This is a genomic window from Micromonospora sp. BL1, from assembly GCF_003667485.1.
Lineage (GTDB): Bacteria > Actinomycetota > Actinomycetes > Mycobacteriales > Micromonosporaceae > Micromonospora > Micromonospora tulbaghiae.
Map to the genome: position 1 here is coordinate 1 of NZ_RCVK01000282.1, position 15090 is coordinate 15090.

General features: G+C 72.4%; 14 protein-coding genes and 1 pseudogene. 9 read left to right on the forward strand and 6 right to left on the reverse strand.

Annotation, left to right across the window (positions count from 1 at the left end):
- Both EAD96_RS31915 and guaB read right to left on the reverse strand, forming a co-directional pair.
- Window positions 1-102: IMP dehydrogenase (locus EAD96_RS31915; protein ID WP_158614808.1), on the reverse strand; the 102-nt coding region annotated here is incomplete at its 3' end.
- A 25-nt stretch (window positions 103-127) separates the two neighbouring features.
- Window positions 128-1597 (reverse strand): annotated as a pseudogene (gene guaB / locus EAD96_RS20535) (IMP dehydrogenase); the annotation flags it as partial.
- Between the two features lie 197 nt (window positions 1598-1794).
- Here guaB and EAD96_RS20540 point away from each other — a divergent pair.
- Complete coding sequence (locus tag EAD96_RS20540; RefSeq protein ID WP_120573145.1) at window positions 1795-2199, forward strand: DUF5319 domain-containing protein; 405 nt, start codon at window positions 1795-1797, stop codon at window positions 2197-2199.
- A 12-nt stretch (window positions 2200-2211) separates the two neighbouring features.
- Here EAD96_RS20540 and EAD96_RS20545 read toward each other — a convergent pair whose 3' ends face one another.
- On the reverse strand, window positions 2212-3030 hold the full coding sequence (locus EAD96_RS20545) for a response regulator transcription factor (RefSeq protein WP_091426239.1): 819 nt from the start codon (window positions 3028-3030) through the stop codon (window positions 2212-2214).
- 252 nt (window positions 3031-3282) lie between these two features.
- On the opposite strand from EAD96_RS20545, the gene EAD96_RS20550 reads away from it, so the two are divergent.
- Window positions 3283-3666 (forward strand): WhiB family transcriptional regulator, encoded by a 384-nt coding sequence (locus EAD96_RS20550; RefSeq protein ID WP_120574131.1) that lies wholly within the window; start codon window positions 3283-3285, stop codon window positions 3664-3666.
- A gap of 168 nt (window positions 3667-3834) precedes the next feature.
- Here the strand turns inward: EAD96_RS20550 and EAD96_RS20555 are convergent, their stop codons facing one another.
- The 3 genes from EAD96_RS20555 to groES form a co-directional block, all read right to left on the reverse strand.
- Window positions 3835-5445 (reverse strand): sulfite oxidase, encoded by a 1611-nt coding sequence (locus EAD96_RS20555; protein WP_121685455.1) that lies wholly within the window; start codon window positions 5443-5445, stop codon window positions 3835-3837.
- 123 nt (window positions 5446-5568) lie between these two features.
- Window positions 5569-7215 carry a chaperonin GroEL gene (gene groL, locus EAD96_RS20560; protein WP_121685456.1) on the reverse strand — a complete coding sequence of 549 codons (1647 nt, stop codon included), beginning with the start codon at window positions 7213-7215 and terminating at the stop codon, window positions 5569-5571.
- Between the two features lie 70 nt (window positions 7216-7285).
- Window positions 7286-7600, reverse strand: a complete 315-nt coding sequence (gene groES, locus EAD96_RS20565) for a co-chaperone GroES (protein ID WP_018222648.1) — start codon at window positions 7598-7600, stop codon at window positions 7286-7288.
- Between the two features lie 254 nt (window positions 7601-7854).
- Here groES and EAD96_RS20570 point away from each other — a divergent pair, with 254 nt between their 5' ends.
- From EAD96_RS20570 to EAD96_RS20600, 7 genes are all read left to right on the forward strand, one after another.
- On the forward strand, window positions 7855-8997 hold the full coding sequence (locus EAD96_RS20570; RefSeq protein WP_121685457.1) for a methyltransferase domain-containing protein: 1143 nt from the start codon (window positions 7855-7857) through the stop codon (window positions 8995-8997).
- A gap of 56 nt (window positions 8998-9053) precedes the next feature.
- Window positions 9054-9533, forward strand: coding sequence for a Cys-tRNA(Pro) deacylase (gene ybaK / locus EAD96_RS20575; RefSeq protein ID WP_120573140.1), 480 nt, complete (start codon window positions 9054-9056; stop codon window positions 9531-9533).
- A gap of 204 nt (window positions 9534-9737) precedes the next feature.
- Window positions 9738-10841 carry a sugar ABC transporter substrate-binding protein gene (locus tag EAD96_RS20580; protein WP_121685458.1) on the forward strand — a complete coding sequence of 368 codons (1104 nt, stop codon included), beginning with the start codon at window positions 9738-9740 and terminating at the stop codon, window positions 10839-10841.
- Window positions 10842-10944: 103 nt separating this feature from the next.
- Window positions 10945-11754, forward strand: coding sequence for an ATP-binding cassette domain-containing protein (locus EAD96_RS20585; protein ID WP_091426249.1), 810 nt, complete (start codon window positions 10945-10947; stop codon window positions 11752-11754).
- Window positions 11751-13010, forward strand: a complete 1260-nt coding sequence (locus EAD96_RS20590; protein ID WP_121685459.1) for a sugar ABC transporter permease — start codon at window positions 11751-11753, stop codon at window positions 13008-13010. The genes EAD96_RS20585 and EAD96_RS20590 overlap by 4 nt, the downstream gene beginning before the upstream one ends.
- A 29-nt stretch (window positions 13011-13039) precedes the next feature.
- Window positions 13040-14215 (forward strand): ROK family protein, encoded by a 1176-nt coding sequence (locus tag EAD96_RS20595; RefSeq protein ID WP_121685460.1) that lies wholly within the window; start codon window positions 13040-13042, stop codon window positions 14213-14215.
- Window positions 14216-14313: 98 nt separating this feature from the next.
- Window positions 14314-15051, forward strand: coding sequence for a DUF4142 domain-containing protein (locus EAD96_RS20600; RefSeq protein WP_120573135.1), 738 nt, complete (start codon window positions 14314-14316; stop codon window positions 15049-15051).
- Window positions 15052-15090 lie beyond the last annotated feature (39 nt).

The following is a 15090-nucleotide window of genomic DNA, read 5'->3' on the forward strand; positions in this document are numbered from 1 at the left end:
GCCGTCCGCGCCGGCCTCGACGAGCGCCTTCGCGCCCGCGTACGTGGCGATGTTGCCGCCCACGATGTCGATGGTGACGTCCCGCTTGAGCCGGGCCACCATCTCCAGCACGGCCCGCTGGTGACCGGCCACGCCGGTGCAGCTCCGGGATGCTCTCCGCGCCCACGTACCCCATCGCGGCGCGCAGCCCGCCGATGAGCTGGTGGGCGACGGCGGACAGCGGCCCCCGGTAGGGCACCTGCCCCTCGACGCCCTCCGGGACCAGCTTGTCCTCGGCGAGCACGTCCTGCTGGAAGTAGCGGTCCTTGGAGTAGGACTTGCCCTGGCCGCGCGACTGCATCGCGCCGAGCGAGCCCATCCCCCGGTACGCCTTGTACTGCTTGCCGTTGATGAAGATCAGCTCACCGGGGCTCTCCTCGCAGCCGGCGAGCAGGCTGCCGAGCATCACCGTGTCGGCGCCGGCCACCAGGGCCTTGGCGATGTCGCCGGAGTATTGAATGCCGCCGTCGCCGATCACCGGCACGCCGGCGGGGCGGGCGGCGCGGGCCGCCTCCATGATCGCGGTGATCTGCGGTACGCCGACCCCGGCCACGATCCGGGTGGTGCAGATGGCGCCCGGTCCGACGCCCACCTTCACGCCGTCCGCGCCGGCCTCGACGAGCGCCTTCGCGCCCGCGTACGTGGCGATGTTGCCGCCCACGATGTCGATGGTGACGTCCCGCTTGAGCCGGGCCACCATCTCCAGCACGGCCCGCTGGTGACCGTGCGCGGTGTCCACGATCACGACGTCCACGCCGGCGTCGACCAGCGCGCGGGCCCGCTTGTAGCCGTCCTCGCCCACGCCGACCGCGGCGGCGACCCGGAGCCGGCCCGCGTCGTCCTTGGTGGCGTTCGGGTACTGCTCGCTCTTGGTGAAGTCCTTCACCGTGATCAGGCCGCGCAGCTTGCCGCCCGCGTCCACGATCGGCAGCTTCTCGATCTTGTGCTGGCGCAGCAGACCGAGCGCGTCGTCCTTGCTCACGCCGACCGGGGCGGTGATCAGCGGGGTGCGGGTCATGATCTCGCGCACCGGCGTGGCCGGGTCGGAGACGAACCGCATGTCGCGGTTGGTGACGATGCCGACGAGCTGGCCCTGCCCGTCCACCACCGGCACGCCGGAGATGCGGTAGCGCCCGCAGAGCGCGTCGACCTCGCGCAGCGTGTCGTCCGGGCTGGCGGTCACCGGGTTGGTGATCATGCCGGACTCGGAGCGCTTCACCAGGTCGACCTGGAGCGCCTGGTCCTCGACGGAGAGGTTGCGGTGCAGCACGCCGATGCCGCCCTGGCGGGCCATGGCGATCGCCATCCGCGCCTCGGTGACCGTGTCCATCGCGCTCGACAGCAGCGGCACGGTCAGCTCGATGTTGCGGGTGAGGCGGGTGCGGGTGTTGACGCGGCTGGGCACGACGTCCGACTCGCCCGGCTGGAGCAGTACGTCGTCGAAGGTCAGCCCGAGCGGCACCACCCGGGCCGAACCGGCCGGCAGCTCGGGCAGATGGCCACCCAGCTCCCCGCCGTCGGTGCCGGCCGGGATCTCGGTGCTGGGCGAATTCTCCACGATTGCTCCCCTGAGCTGGTCGAACGGGCTGCAGCGAGGCGGCGCGCGGGGGCACCGGCAGGCGCCTGGTGACGGCGCGTCGCCTCATCGTACCCACCTACCCGTCCCGGCCCGGGCAGCGGCGGGCCCGAGGGTAGGCAGGGCCACAGCACGGGCTGGGGCGGGCTTTCCGGCGGCTCGGGGTCTACGGTGAGGGGGTGCACGACGAGCCCATCGACCCGTTCAACGGCGACCCGGCCGATCCGGCTGCCGGCCTGCACGATCCCGGCGACGACGACGCGCTCGACCCGCTGACCGAGGTCGAGCGCCAGGACGTCCTGGAGGATCTCGCCGATCTGGAGATCTACCAGGCGCTGCTCCAGCCGATCGGCGTGCGCGGCCTGGTGATCGAGTGCGAGGACTGCCGCGAGCCGCACTACTTCGACTGGGATCTGCTGCGCGGCAACCTGCGCCACCTGCTCAACTCGGGGCGTCCCCGGGTGCACGAGCCGGCCTACGACCCGGACCCGGACCACTACGTGAGCTGGGACTACGCCCGCGGCTACGCCGACGGCGTGCACGACACGCTCACCGAGGGCACCGACGACTCCGCGTCGGAGTGACTCCCGCCGGGGTCAGGCGACCAGGCCGGCCCGGAATCCGGCCGCCACGGCGTGCGCCCGGTCGCGGGCGCCGAGCTTGCGGAACAGCCGCCGGGCGTGCGTCTTGACCGTGTCCTCGGAGACGAACAGCTCCCGCCCGATCTCCGCGTTGCTCTTGCCCTCGGCCATGCCGAGCAGCACCTGAAGCTCCCGCTCGGTCAGCCCGATCGCGCTGCGCGGCGTCCGCGCCGGCCGCTGGGCCGTGCCCGGCCGGGGCGCCTCCGCGCCGTCGGCCGCCGCCGGGTCGTCCGGGTCCTCGCCCCGTTGCACCGGCACCACCGTGGGCAGGCCCGCGGCGTCCACCGGGGCCGTCGCCGGCCAGCCGGGCCCACCCTGGGTACGCCCCGGCGCCGCCGACCGGGTCGGCCCGCCCACCGCCGCCGCGTCCCGGGCGGTGTCCGCCACCCGGTGCCGGTTGCTCCGGCCGGGGGCGGAGAGCAGCAGCAGCGCCTTGGCGACCGCGCTGGTCAGGTCGTGGTCGGCGTTCTGGATCAGCCCGCGCGCCCCGGCGCTGATGGTGGCCGCCGCCGACTCCGACTCCTCGGCGCCGAGCAGCAGCACCGCCGCCTGCGGGGCGCGGGCGAGCACCCGCCGGACGAAGCCGGCGCTGTCCGGGCGGGTCAGGGCGGTGTCGGCGAGCACCACGTCCACCGGACGCTCGGCGAGCCGCAACATCACCTCCGGATCGGAGACGGCCGTCCGGACGACGCCGGACAGCCCGAGCCGCGCCGCCGCGGAGGTCAGATGCTGGGCCGCCAATGGTGTCCGAACGCACACAAGAACACTACGCACAGTGGTCTCCTCTCCGACTCAGAGCAGACCATGCGGAGGTGGGGTCGGGAGGGGGTTCCGGGCAATCATCCGAACTTTTCCGACAGATGGGGCATATGCCGCCGAGTGTCCGAGGTTTTCGATCACAGATGTGTGAGGCGCGGACCGCTCGGGTACCGAGGGGTTCATCCGGAACCGGCATCCCGCGCGGACCGCCGCCCGGTAGCTGGCAACGAACATTCTCCGCGGTGCCGCGCGGGAGGAGGGGTGCTGATGTCGAACGTACGTAGGCTGCCTGGACCGATCGACGAGCTCTGGGACTGGCAGCGGCTCGGGGCCTGCCGTGGCCGCGACAGCGCGCAGTTCTTCCACCCGGACGGCGAGCGCGGCTCCTCCCGGCTGCGCCGCGAAACCGGCGCCAAGTCGGTCTGCCGCGCCTGCCCGGTACGCGCCGAGTGCGCCGCGCACGCGCTCTCCGTCCGCGAGCCGTACGGCGTCTGGGGCGGGTTCAGCGAGTCCGAGCGGCTGCGGCTGCTCGCGCTCGGCTGGGAGGACCTGGCCGACCGCCGGCAGACCCGGGTGGACATCGCCCGCCTGGAGGCGCGCCTCGGCCGCCCGCACAACACCGCCGTGCCGGACCAGCGCAAGGTCGCCTGACCGGCTCCACGACCCCCGACGCCGCGCCCCGATTCCGGGGCGCGGCGTCGTCGCGTCGGGCCCGGCCCTCGCGTGATCAACACCAGCTCGGCGAAATGGTCATATCGCGGAGCCTCTGATGCCACCACTTCGGGGAGCTGGTGTTGATCTTTCGGGGTGGGGCGGTCGTCAGGTGACCGTGACCCGCACTGTGTGCCATCCCGTCGCGCCGTCGGGGGCTACCGGGGCGTGCTGTTCCGTCTGGGTCTCGCCCGCCGTGTCGGTCGCCCGGACCTGGAGCGTGTGCTCGCCCGGCGTCGCGTCCCACCGCCAGGACCACTGCACCCAGGTGTCAGCCGACACCGCCGGGGCGAGCGTCGCCTCCTGCCACGGGCCGCCGTCGGCGCGTACCTCGACGCGGCGGATGCCACGATGCTGCGCCCACGCCACGCCCGCCACCGTCACCGGGCCGGCGGCCGGGCGGCTGCGGGGCCGGGGCGTGTCGATCCGGGACTGCGTCTTGATCGGGCCCTGCGCGGACCAGCCGCGCGGCACCCAGTACGCGTCGAAGTCGGCGAAGCTGGTCAGCTCCAGCTCGGTGAGCCACTTGCAGGCCGACACGTACCCGTAGAGGCCGGGCACCACCATCCGCACCGGGAAGCCGTGCTGGATCGGCAGCGGTTCGCCGTTCATGCCCACCGCGAGCAGGGCGTCCCGCCCGTCGCGCAGCACCGACGTCGGCGTGCCGCAGGTCCAGCCGTCGACGGCGCGACCCACCACCTGGTCCGCGCCGTCCTCCGGGTCGGCCTCGTCGAGCAGCTCCTTGATCGGTACGCCGAGCCACCGCGCGTTGCCGATCAGGTCGCCGCCCACCTCGTTGGAGACGCAGGCGAGCGTCACGTACCGCTCGACCATCGGACGGGCCAGCAGGTCGTCGAAGCTCAGCTCGATCGGGTTGCGCACCCGACCGTGGATGCGCAGCCGCCAGGTGGCCGGATCGACCTGCGGCACCACGAGCGCGGTGTCGATCCGGTAGAACTCCCGGTTCGGTGTGACGTACGGCGCGAGCCGGGGCAGCGACAGGTCCGCTCCGGCCGGCACCTGCGGTGCGGGGGCGGCCGGGGCGGGCAGCGTCACCGCCTCCCGGGCCGCCGACACGCCGCGCCGGCCGGCCAGCCAGTGCCCGCCCAGCCCGGCCACAGCCGCCGCGCCGGTGAGCAGCCCGGCGCCACGCAGGAACCGCCGCCGCGACTCCGCGTCGTCGTGCCGGACCGGCTCCCAGCCGCCGGGGGTCTCCCCCTCGCGGGCGAGCGCGGCGACCGCCGGGGGCGGCGCGGACGGCGGCGTGGCGCGGGGTGCCCGATCGGCGCTCAGCGGTCCGGCCACGAAGGCCCAGAGCGTCAGCGCGCCGAGTCCGCCGCCGACCAGGGAGGGCAGCGCGTCGAACGCGTTCGCGCCGGCCCGGGTCAGCGCGGCGGCCACGCCGAGCACCGTGAACGCGGTGACCCCGGCCAGGCCGAGCACCAGCCGCCGGGCCGCCGCCAGGCCGAGCAGCGCCCCGAAAGCGGCCAGCAGCAGCGCGGTCCCGACCAGCAGGGCGATCTTGTCGTACGTGCCGAAGACGTCGATGGCGAACTGCTTGAGCGGCTCGGGGACCAGGTCGACGACGAGTCCGCCGACGGCGACGAGCGGAGCGGACCGGGGACCGGTCAGGACCGCCACGGGTTCGGCGGTGCCGAGGGTCACCACGGTGGCGACGACACCGGCCGTCGCCGCGCGGCGGCGGGAGAGGGTGCTCACGGCGTCCAGTCTGGTCGACCCGCCGGGCCGGCTGCCAATGTCGTCAGCGTTCCGTAAGCAGATACGCGTCAGGGCACACCACCGGGTCGGCGGTGTGCCCTGACGTCGGGCGTGCTCCTCGGGTCAGAAGCCCGGGCCGTGCTGGTGGCCGTGACCGTGCGAGTGGCCGTGCCCACCGGCGGCGGCCGGCTCCGGCTCGGCCGGCTTCTCCACCACGAGGCTCTCGGTGGTGAGCAGCAGGCCGGCGATCGAGGCGGCGTTGCTGACCGCGTTGCGGGTCACCTTCACCGGGTCGATGATGCCGGACTTGGCCAGGTCGACGTACTCGCCGGTGGCGGCGTCGAGGCCGTTGCCCCAGTCCTGGCCGACAACCTTCTCCACCACCACGTAGCCGTCGTGGCCGGCGTTCTGCGCGATCCAGCGCAGCGGCTCGACGAGCGCCTTGCGCACGATCGAGACGCCGACCTTCTCGTCACCGGTGAAGCCCAGGTCGTCGTCGAGCACCGGCAGGATCTGGGCCAGGGCGGCGCCGCCACCCGGGACCGTACCCTCCTCGACCGCGGCCTTGGTCGCGGCGATGGCGTCCTCGATGCGGTGCTTGCGCTCCTTCATCTCGACCTCGGTGGCCGCGCCGACCTTGATCACGGCGATGCCGCCGGAGAGCTTCGCCAGCCGCTCGGCCAGCTTCTCCCGGTCCCACTCGGAGTCGGAGGCCTCGATCTCCTTGCGGATCTGCGCGACCCGGTCGGCGACCTCGGCGGCCTGCCCGCCACCGTCGACGACAGTGGTGTTCTCCTTGTCGACCACGACGCGGCGGGCGGTGCCGAGCACCTCCAGGCCGACCTGGTCGAGCTTGTAGCCCAGCTCCGGGGCGACCAGCTCGGCGCCGGTCAGGATCGCCATGTCCTGGAGCATCGCCTTGCGGCGGTCGCCGAAGCCGGGGGCCTTGACGGCGCAGACCTTGACGGTCTTGCGCAGCGCGTTGACCACCAGCGTGGACAGGGCCTGGCCCTCGACGTCCTCGGCGACGATGAGCAGCGGCTTGTTGTTCTGGAGGACCTTCTCCAGCAGCGGCAGCAGCTCCTCGATCGCCGAGATCTTCTGGGTGGTGATCAGGATGTACGGGTCCTCCAGGACCGCCTCCTGCGCCTCCAGGTCGGTGACGAAGTTCGGCGAGATGAAGCCCTTGTCGAACTGCAGACCCTCGGTCACCTCCAGCTCGGTGGTGAGCGCGGAGCCCTCCTCGACGGTGATGACGCCGTCGCGGCCGACCTTCTCCATCGCCTCGGCGATCAGCTCGCCGATCGCGGCGTCCTGCGCGGAGACGGTCGCGACGTGCGCGATCGACTCCTTGCCGGCGACCTCGACGGCCTTGCCGAGCAGCGCCTCGGAGACCTTGGCGGCCGCCGCGTCGATGCCGCGCTTCAGGCCGGTCGGGTTGGTGCCGGCGGCCACGTTGCGCAGGCCCTCGCGGACCATGGCCTGGGCCAGCACGGTGGCGGTGGTGGTCCCGTCGCCGGCGACGTCGTTGGTCTTGGTCGCCACCTCCTTGACCAGCTGCGCGCCGAGGTTCTCGTACGGGTTGGTGAGCTCGATCTCCTTGGCGATGGTCACGCCGTCGTTGGTGATCGTGGGCGCACCGAACTTCTTGTCCAGGACGACGTTGCGCCCGCGCGGGCCGAGGGTGACCTTCACCGCGTCCGCGAGGGCGTTGACACCGTGCTCCAGCAGGTGCCGGGCGTCGTCCGAGAAGCTGAGGATCTTCGCCATCAGTATCCCTTCGAAGCGACGTTGCCCCGGCCCGGCGAGCCGGACCGGGGCAACGACACTGATCGGTTGCTTACTTCTCGATGACCGCGAGGACGTCGCGGGCGGAGAGCACCAGGTACTCCTCGCCGGCGTACTTGACCTCGGTGCCGCCGTACTTCGAGTAGAGGACGGTGTCGCCGACCTTCACGTCGATCGGCACGCGGTTGCCCTTGTCGTCGATCCGGCCCGGGCCGACAGCGAGGACGGTGCCCTCCTGCGGCTTCTCCTTGGCGGTGTCGGGGATCACGATGCCCGAGGCGGTGGTGGTCTCGGCCTCGTTCGCCTGGACCACGATGCGGTCCTCGAGCGGCTTGATCGCAACCTTGGTCGCGGTAGTCACGGGCATACCCTCCCGGGTACTTGGTGTCGTTGCCGGCCGGCATGCCGACCAGCGTCAATCTGCCACATGCCACCGGGCGGGGCCGTCGTCGCGGGTGCCGGTCCGCCTGGCGCTCAACCCCCGGGCACGAGGCTCGGGTGTTGGCACCCTCAGGGTGAGAGTGCTAATCGCAGGTTATTCCTCGGCTAGCACTCCGTCAAGGAGAGTGCCAACGCGTCGCCCTCCGTGTCGCGCCGGAACCGGGCCGGGAGAATGAGCGCGTGGATCTCGACCAGCTCGCCGCGCTGCGTACCCCCGAGGGGTCGGCGGCGCTTGCCGCGGCCGAGCGGGTGGCCGGCGGCGACCCGCTGGCGGCGGCGGCCGCGCTGCGCTCGGCCGGCCTTCCCGGCGGGCTCGCGGCGGCGGGCGGGATGTTCCTCACCCGGGCGGGGCTGGAGCAGGCGACCCGCCGCGTGGTCGCCGACCGGCGCGCGGCACGGCTGCGCGCCGCGGGCGTGACCACGCTGGCCGACCTGGGGTGCGGCCTGGGGGCCGACGCGCTCGCCGCGGCCCGCGCCGGCATCCGGGTGTACGCGGTGGAGGCCGACCCGGTGACCGCCACGATGGCCGCCGCGAACGCCGAGGCGGCCGGGCTCGCCGATCTGGTGACGGTCTCCTGCGGTGACGCCACGGCGTTCGACGTGACCGGGGTGGACGCGGTGTTCTGCGATCCGGCGCGGCGGCGGGCGGGCACCGGGCGGCGCGTCTTCGACCCGAACGCCTACTCGCCGCCGTGGGACTTCGTCACCGGCCTGGCCGCGCGGGTGCCGCGCACGGTGGTGAAGGTGGCGCCCGGGCTGGACCACGCGCTCATCCCGGGCGGCGCCGAGGCGGAGTGGGTGAGCGTGGACGGCGACCTGGTCGAGGCGGCACTGTGGTGCGGCGAGCTGGCCGAGGTCCCGCGCCGCGCCACGGTGCTGCGCGAGCGCGACGACGCGGTGTCGCTCCTCACCGGCACGGGCGGGCAGGAGGCGCCGGTGGGACCGGTCCGGCGGTTCCTCTACGACCCGGATCCGGCTGTGGTGCGCGCGCACCTGGTCGCCGAACTGGCCGCCGACCTGGACGCCACGCTCGCCGACCCGTCGATCGCCTACCTGTACGGCGACCAGGCCCGGCCCACCCCGTTCGCCCGCTGCCTGGAGATCACCGACGTACTGCCGTTCTCGCTGAAGCGGCTGCGCTCCCTGCTGCGGGAGCGGCGGGTCGGCCGGGTCGAGATCCGTAAGCGCGGGTCGGCGCTGGAGCCGGAGAAGCTGCGCCGCGACCTGCGGCTGTCCGGCGACGAGGCGGCCGGTCTGGCGCTGACCCGGGTGGCCGGCGCTCCCACGGTGCTCGTCTGCCGGCCGGTTCCGGCCGGCGGCTGACCCCGGCGCGCGGTTTCGGCTCGCGGTCGGCCGACGGCCGGGCTAGCTTGACGCCCATGGCGGGCCCCGGCACTCCGGCGATCGCGTTGCTGAGCAAGCGGAAGATCGCCCACAGCACCCACACCTACGACGTGTCGCCGGACGCGCCGAACTACGGCGCGCTAGTGGCGACCGCGCTCGGGGTGGCGCCGGAGCGGGTGTTCAAGTCGCTCGTCACCGAGGTCGACGGCGGGCTCACGGTGGCGGTGGTGCCGGTGACCGGCGAGCTGGACCTGAAGGCGCTCGCCGCCGCTGCCGGCGGCAAGCGGGCCACGATGGCGGACCGGACGACCGCCGAGCGGGCGACCGGATACGTCCGCGGCGGCATCAGCCCGCTCGGGCAGCGCAAGCGGCTACCGACTGTCATCGACGCCTCGGCGCTGGCGCATCCGACGGTGTACGTCTCGGCGGGTCGCCGGGGGTTGCAGGTGCAGCTCGCGCCGACGGATCTGGTGGCCCTCACCGGGGCGACGACGGCATCGATCGCCGCCACCTGAGCGGGGTCGTGACGGTACGTGTGGGAGCGTTCCCGGAACGCGCTCTCCCGGTGGTGTCCCGTGGGTGACAACCGCGTTGCTGAATTGTTACCGCCGCCAACAAACTTCTGACCTCGGCAGTCTTGCGGCGCATGGGAAGCGGGGAATACGTTGCCGGACACAACAAAACATCACCACTCCCCCACCTCCGAAAGGACCCTGCACATGCGCAAGGGCTTCCTCACCTTCGCGGCCGTCGGTCTTCTCGCGACCGGCAGCATGGCCGCCTGTGGTGACAACGGCGGTTCTTCCGACGAGGCCGGCGGCTCCAACGCCAAGAAGCCGAAGATCGGCGTGATCCTGCCGGACAGCAAGTCCTCCGCCCGCTGGGAGGGCGCGGACCGCAAGTACCTGGAGGCGGCGTTCAAGGCCGCCGGCGTCGACTACACGATCCAGAACGCCCAGGGCGACAAGTCCGCCTTCTCCACCATCGCCGACGGCATGCTGACCAGCGGCGTCACCGCCCTCATGATCGTCAACCTCGACTCGGGCACCGGCAAGGCCGTGCTGGAGAAGGCCAAGTCGCAGGGCGTCGCGACCATCGACTACGACCGGCTGACCCTGGGCGGCTCCGCCCAGTACTACGTCAGCTTCGACAACGAGGCGGTCGGCAAGCTCCAGGGCGAGGGCCTCAGCAAGTGCCTGACCGACAAGGGCGCGCAGAAGCCGGTCGTCGCCTACCTGAACGGCTCCCAGACCGACAACAACGCCACCCTGTTCAAGAACGGCTACGACTCGATCCTCAAGCCGAAGTTCGACTCCGGTGACTACACGAAGGGCCCGGACCAGAACGTCCCGGACTGGGACAACGCGCAGGCCGGCGTGATCTTCGAGCAGATGCTCACCCAGCAGAAGGGCAAGATCGACGGCGTGCTCGCCGCCAACGACGGCCTGGGCAACGCAGCCATCTCGGTGCTGAAGAAGAACCAGCTCAACGGCAAGGTGCCGGTGACCGGCCAGGACGCCACCGTCCAGGGCCTGCAGAACATCCTCGCCGGTGACCAGTGCATGACCGTCTACAAGGCGGTCAAGAAGGAGGCGGACGCCGCCGCCGAGCTGGCCATCGCGCTCGCCAAGGGCGAGCGGAAGGACACCGGCCAGACGGTCAAGGACCCGGAGGGCAACCGGGACGTGCCGGCCGTGCTGCTGGAGCCCAAGGCCATCTACAAGGACAACGTCAAGGACGTGGTGGCCGACGGCTACGTCACCAAGGAAGAGCTCTGCACCGGTGCCTTCGCGAAGCTCTGCACCGACGCCGGCGTGAGCTGACCCACCCGCCTCAGGCGGCGCCGCCCGGCACGGGGAGACCCGTGCCGGGCGGCGCCCGCGCCGGACGGGATCCGAGACCTCCCTCCGCCCAAAGGAGAACCCCGTGTCCGCAACCCCCCTGCTGGAGCTACGCGGGATCGACAAGAGCTTCGGTCCCGTCCAGGTGCTGCGTGACGTCGCCTTCGCCGCGCACCCCGGCGAGGTGACGGCGCTCGTCGGCGACAACGGCGCCGGCAAGTCGACCCTGGTCAAGTGCATCAGCGGCATCCACCCCACCGACGCCGGCGAGTTCCTCTTCGACGGCAAGCCGGTCAGCATCAACAGCCCCCGCGACGCCGCCGACCTCGGGATCGAGGTCGTCTACCAGGACCTCGCGCTCTGCGACAACCTCGACATCGTGCAGAACATGTTCCTCGGCCGGGAGAAGCGCAGCGGCATCGTGCTCGACGAGCCGACCATGGAGCAGATGGCCGCCGAGACGCTCGCCGGCCTGAGCGTGCGCACCGTGAAGTCGCTGCGCCAGCACGTGGCCAGCCTCTCCGGCGGCCAGCGGCAGACCGTCGCCATCGCCAAGGCCGTGCTCTGGAACAGCAGGCTCGTCATCCTGGACGAGCCGACCGCCGCGCTCGGCGTCGCGCAGACCGCCCAGGTGCTGGAGCTGGTGCGCCGGCTGGCCGACAACGGCCTGGCCGTGGTGCTCATCTCGCACAACATGAACGACGTCTTCGCCGTCTCCGACCGGATCGCCGCGCTCTACCTCGGCCAGATGGTCGCCCAGGTGAAGACCAGCGACATCACCCACTCGCAGGTGGTCGAGCTGATCACCGCGGGCCGTTCCGGCAACCTCGGTCTCTCCACCGACCCCGGCAACGGCACCGAATCCGCCGACGCAACCTCGGGAGCGCTCCGATGACCGCCACCGCCGTGAAGAAGGAAGGACCGGCCGCCGTCACGCCCGCACACACCGTCGGCGACCACGTCCGCAACTACCTCGCCCGGGTACGCGGCGGTGACCTGGGCGCCCTGCCCGCGGTCATCGGCCTCGTCGTGCTCTGCGTGGTGTTCACCATCGTGCGCCCGGTCTTCTTCTCCGCGGGGAACTTCGCCAACCTCTTCACCCAGGGTGCCGCGGTCACCGTGATCGCCATGGGGCTGATCTTCGTGCTCCTGCTCGGCGAGATCGACCTCTCCGCCGGCTTCGCCAGCGGCGTCTGCGCCGGAATCCTGGCGAACGTGGTCAGCGTGCTCGGCTACCCCTGGTACGTCGCCGTCCTCGCGGCCCTGATCACCGGTGTGCTGATCGGCCTGATCCTCGGATTCCTGGTCGCGAAGGTGGGCATCCCGTCCTTCGTGGTGACCCTGGCCGGCTTCCTCGCCTTCCAGGGCGTGGTGCTGCTGCTCATGAAGGAGGGCAGCAACATCTCGATCAGCGACGACGTGATCGTCGGCATCGAGAACGGCCGCATCGCGCCGGCCATCGGCTGGCTGCTCGCCGCCGTCGCGATCCTCGGCTACGCCGTCGTCCAGCTGCTGCGTCACCGCAACCGGATCTCCCGGGGACTGGTGACCGAACCGGCAGCCGTGATGGGCGCCCGGATCGGCGGACTGGCGCTGCTGATCGTGCTCGCGGTCTACGTGCTCAACCAGGAGCGCAGCATCAACCCGCTGATCACCTCGAACAAGGGCATGCCGGTGGTCGTGCCGATCGTCGCGCTCCTCCTGGTGTTCTGGACATTCGTGCTCAACCGCACGGCCTACGGCCGTCACCTCTACGCGGTCGGCGGCAACGCCGAGGCGGCGCGACGGGCCGGCATCAACGTGGACCGGCTCAAGATCTCGGCCTTCGTGATCTGCTCGGGCATGGCGGCCGTCGGCGGCATCATCGCCGCGAGCCGGGACCGGTCGGTGGATCCCAACACCGGTGGCAGCAACGTGCTCCTCTACGCGGTCGGCGCGGCCGTCATCGGCGGCACCAGCCTCTTCGGGGGCAAAGGCCGCATGATCAACGCGGTGCTGGGCGGCGCGGTGGTGGCTGTCATCATCAACGGTATGGGACTGCTCGACCTCAGCTCCGGGCTGAAGTTCATCTTCACCGGCCTGGTGCTGCTCCTCGCCGCCGGCGTCGACGCGCTGTCCCGGCGACGTTCGGCCGCAACCGGTACCCGCTGATCCCGGTTATCGACACGATGGCAGTGGCAATGCGCGCGGGCCCCAGTCAGGACGAGATCCGTCGGCAGAACCTGGGCGCATTGCTCCGCTACGTACACGTTCACGGCGCCACCACCCGGGCCGAGCTGACCACCGCGCTCGGCCTCAACCGCAGCACCATCGGCGCGCTGACCGCGGACCTGGCCGGCGCCGGTCTGGTCAGCGAGGGGACGCCGAAGGAGACCGGCCGGGCCGGACGACCGTCACTCGTCGTCCGGCCCGAGTCGGAACGGGTCTACGCGTACGCGTACAGCGTCGAGGTGGACCGGCTGCGGGCCGCGCGGGTCGGGCTCGGCGGTGAGGTGCTCGACCGCCGGGAGATGGACCGGCCGCGCAACCTGGTCGCCGGGGAGGCCGCCCCGCTGCTCGCGGGCGCGGTCAAGGAGATGCACCAGTCGGTGCCGGCGGACGCGGTCTGCGTGGGCGCCGGGCTGGCGGTCTGCGGCATGGTCCGCCGGGAGGACGGTCTGGTCCGGCTCAGCCCCACAACCGGCTGGGTGGACGAGCCGATCGGCGCCGCGCTCGCCGTCGAGCTGGGAATAGACGTACCGATCACGGTGGGCAACGTGGCCGACGTGGCCGCGTACGCCGAGCACGCCCGCGGTGCGGCGGTCGGCTGCGACAACGTCATCTACCTCTACGGCGACGTCGGTGTGGGCGCGGGCATCATCGCCGGAGGGCGGCGGCTGACCGGGCACGGCGGCTACGGCGGCGAGGTCGGCCACATGGTGGTGGTCCGCGACGGGGTGCGCTGCGACTGCGGCCGGCGCGGCTGCTGGGAGACCGAGATCGGCGAGCACGGGCTGCTGCGCGCCGCCGGCCGGTCCGAGGCGCGCGGCCGGGACGCGCTGCTCGCCGTCTTCGACGCCGCCGACCGCGGCGACGCCCGCGCCCAGACCGCGGTACGGCAGGCCGGCGACTGGCTCGGCTTCGGCGTCGCGAACCTGGTCAACATCTTCAACCCGGAGATGGTCATCTTCGGCGGCACCATGCGCGACCTCTACCTGGCCTCCGCCGCGCAGGTGCGCAGCCGGCTCAACTCCAACGGGCTGCCCGCGTGCCTGGAGCACGTGCGGCTGCGTACCCCGAAGCTCGGTGACGACGCGGCGCTGATCGGCGCCGCCGAGCTGGCGTTCGAACGACTCCTCGCCGACCCGCTGAACTGATCGGCCCGCCGATCCGTACCAGTGTGCGGACGGGCGGCCGGCTTGCGCGGCCGTCCACGACCCCGCGTACCGGTCCGGACCGAGGAGGCACCGCAACCATGGCATCGCTGGAATCCGCACGCCGCAAGCTGGCGCACCGGGTGGTACTGCTGCTCGCCGCGCTGGGCGCGGGGATCGGCGTCGTTCCCGGGACGGCGCAGGCCGCACCCAACCCCGGCGTGCAGATGAACGCCGCCGACATGACGCTGCTCAACGGCGTACGGCTGGCCGGGCTGTGGGAGATGCCGGCCGGGCAGATGGCGGCCGAGAAGGGCCAGTCCGCCCGGGTACGCGAGGTCGGCGCGGAGATCGCCAAGCAGCACGCGGAGCTGGACCAGCTCGTGGTCGAGGCGGCCAACAAGCTCGGCGCCACCCTGCCGACGGATCCGACGGCCGAGCAGCAGGGGTGGCTGACCGAGATGCGGAACGCCACCGGCGCCCGGTTCGACCAGATCTTCGTCACCCGGCTGCGGGTCGCCCACGGCAAGATCTTCCCGGTGATCGGCGCGGTCCGGGCCAGCACCCGCGACCCGATCGTGCGCAAGCTGGCCGAGGACGCCAACACGTTCGTCAACGACCACATGACCATGCTGGAGAGCACCGGGCTGGTGCGCTGGCAGCAGTTGCCGCCGGCCGCGCTGCCGCCCGCGCAGAGCGACTCGCTCGTCGCCGCCGCCCAGGCCAACGTGGGCAGTGGTGGTGGGCTCCAGGTCGGCACCGGGGTGGTGTGGGCGGTGTTCCTGATCGCGCTCGGCACCGGCGGGTACGCGACCTGGCGGCTGACCCGCCGTTCGTGAGCCGTCCGTCGAGCGGGCCCCGGCATGTCGCCGGGGCCC

What these genes read in the sequence shown, in the direction of transcription:
- EAD96_RS20595 (WP_121685460.1), top strand. Translation starts at nt 13,040, where the DNA reads ATGCGCGCGGGCCCCAGTCAGGACGAGATCCGTCGGCAGAACCTGGGC.
- groES (WP_018222648.1), bottom strand. Translation starts at nt 7,600, where the DNA reads ATGCCCGTGACTACCGCGACCAAGGTTGCGATCAAGCCGCTCGAGGAC.
- EAD96_RS20600 (WP_120573135.1), top strand. Translation starts at nt 14,314, where the DNA reads ATGGCATCGCTGGAATCCGCACGCCGCAAGCTGGCGCACCGGGTGGTA.
- EAD96_RS20580 (WP_121685458.1), top strand. Translation starts at nt 9,738, where the DNA reads ATGCGCAAGGGCTTCCTCACCTTCGCGGCCGTCGGTCTTCTCGCGACC.
- EAD96_RS20550 (WP_120574131.1), top strand. Translation starts at nt 3,283, where the DNA reads ATGTCGAACGTACGTAGGCTGCCTGGACCGATCGACGAGCTCTGGGAC.
- EAD96_RS20590 (WP_121685459.1), top strand. Translation starts at nt 11,751, where the DNA reads ATGACCGCCACCGCCGTGAAGAAGGAAGGACCGGCCGCCGTCACGCCC.
- groL (WP_121685456.1), bottom strand. Translation starts at nt 7,215, where the DNA reads ATGGCGAAGATCCTCAGCTTCTCGGACGACGCCCGGCACCTGCTGGAG.
- ybaK (WP_120573140.1), top strand. Translation starts at nt 9,054, where the DNA reads ATGGCGGGCCCCGGCACTCCGGCGATCGCGTTGCTGAGCAAGCGGAAG.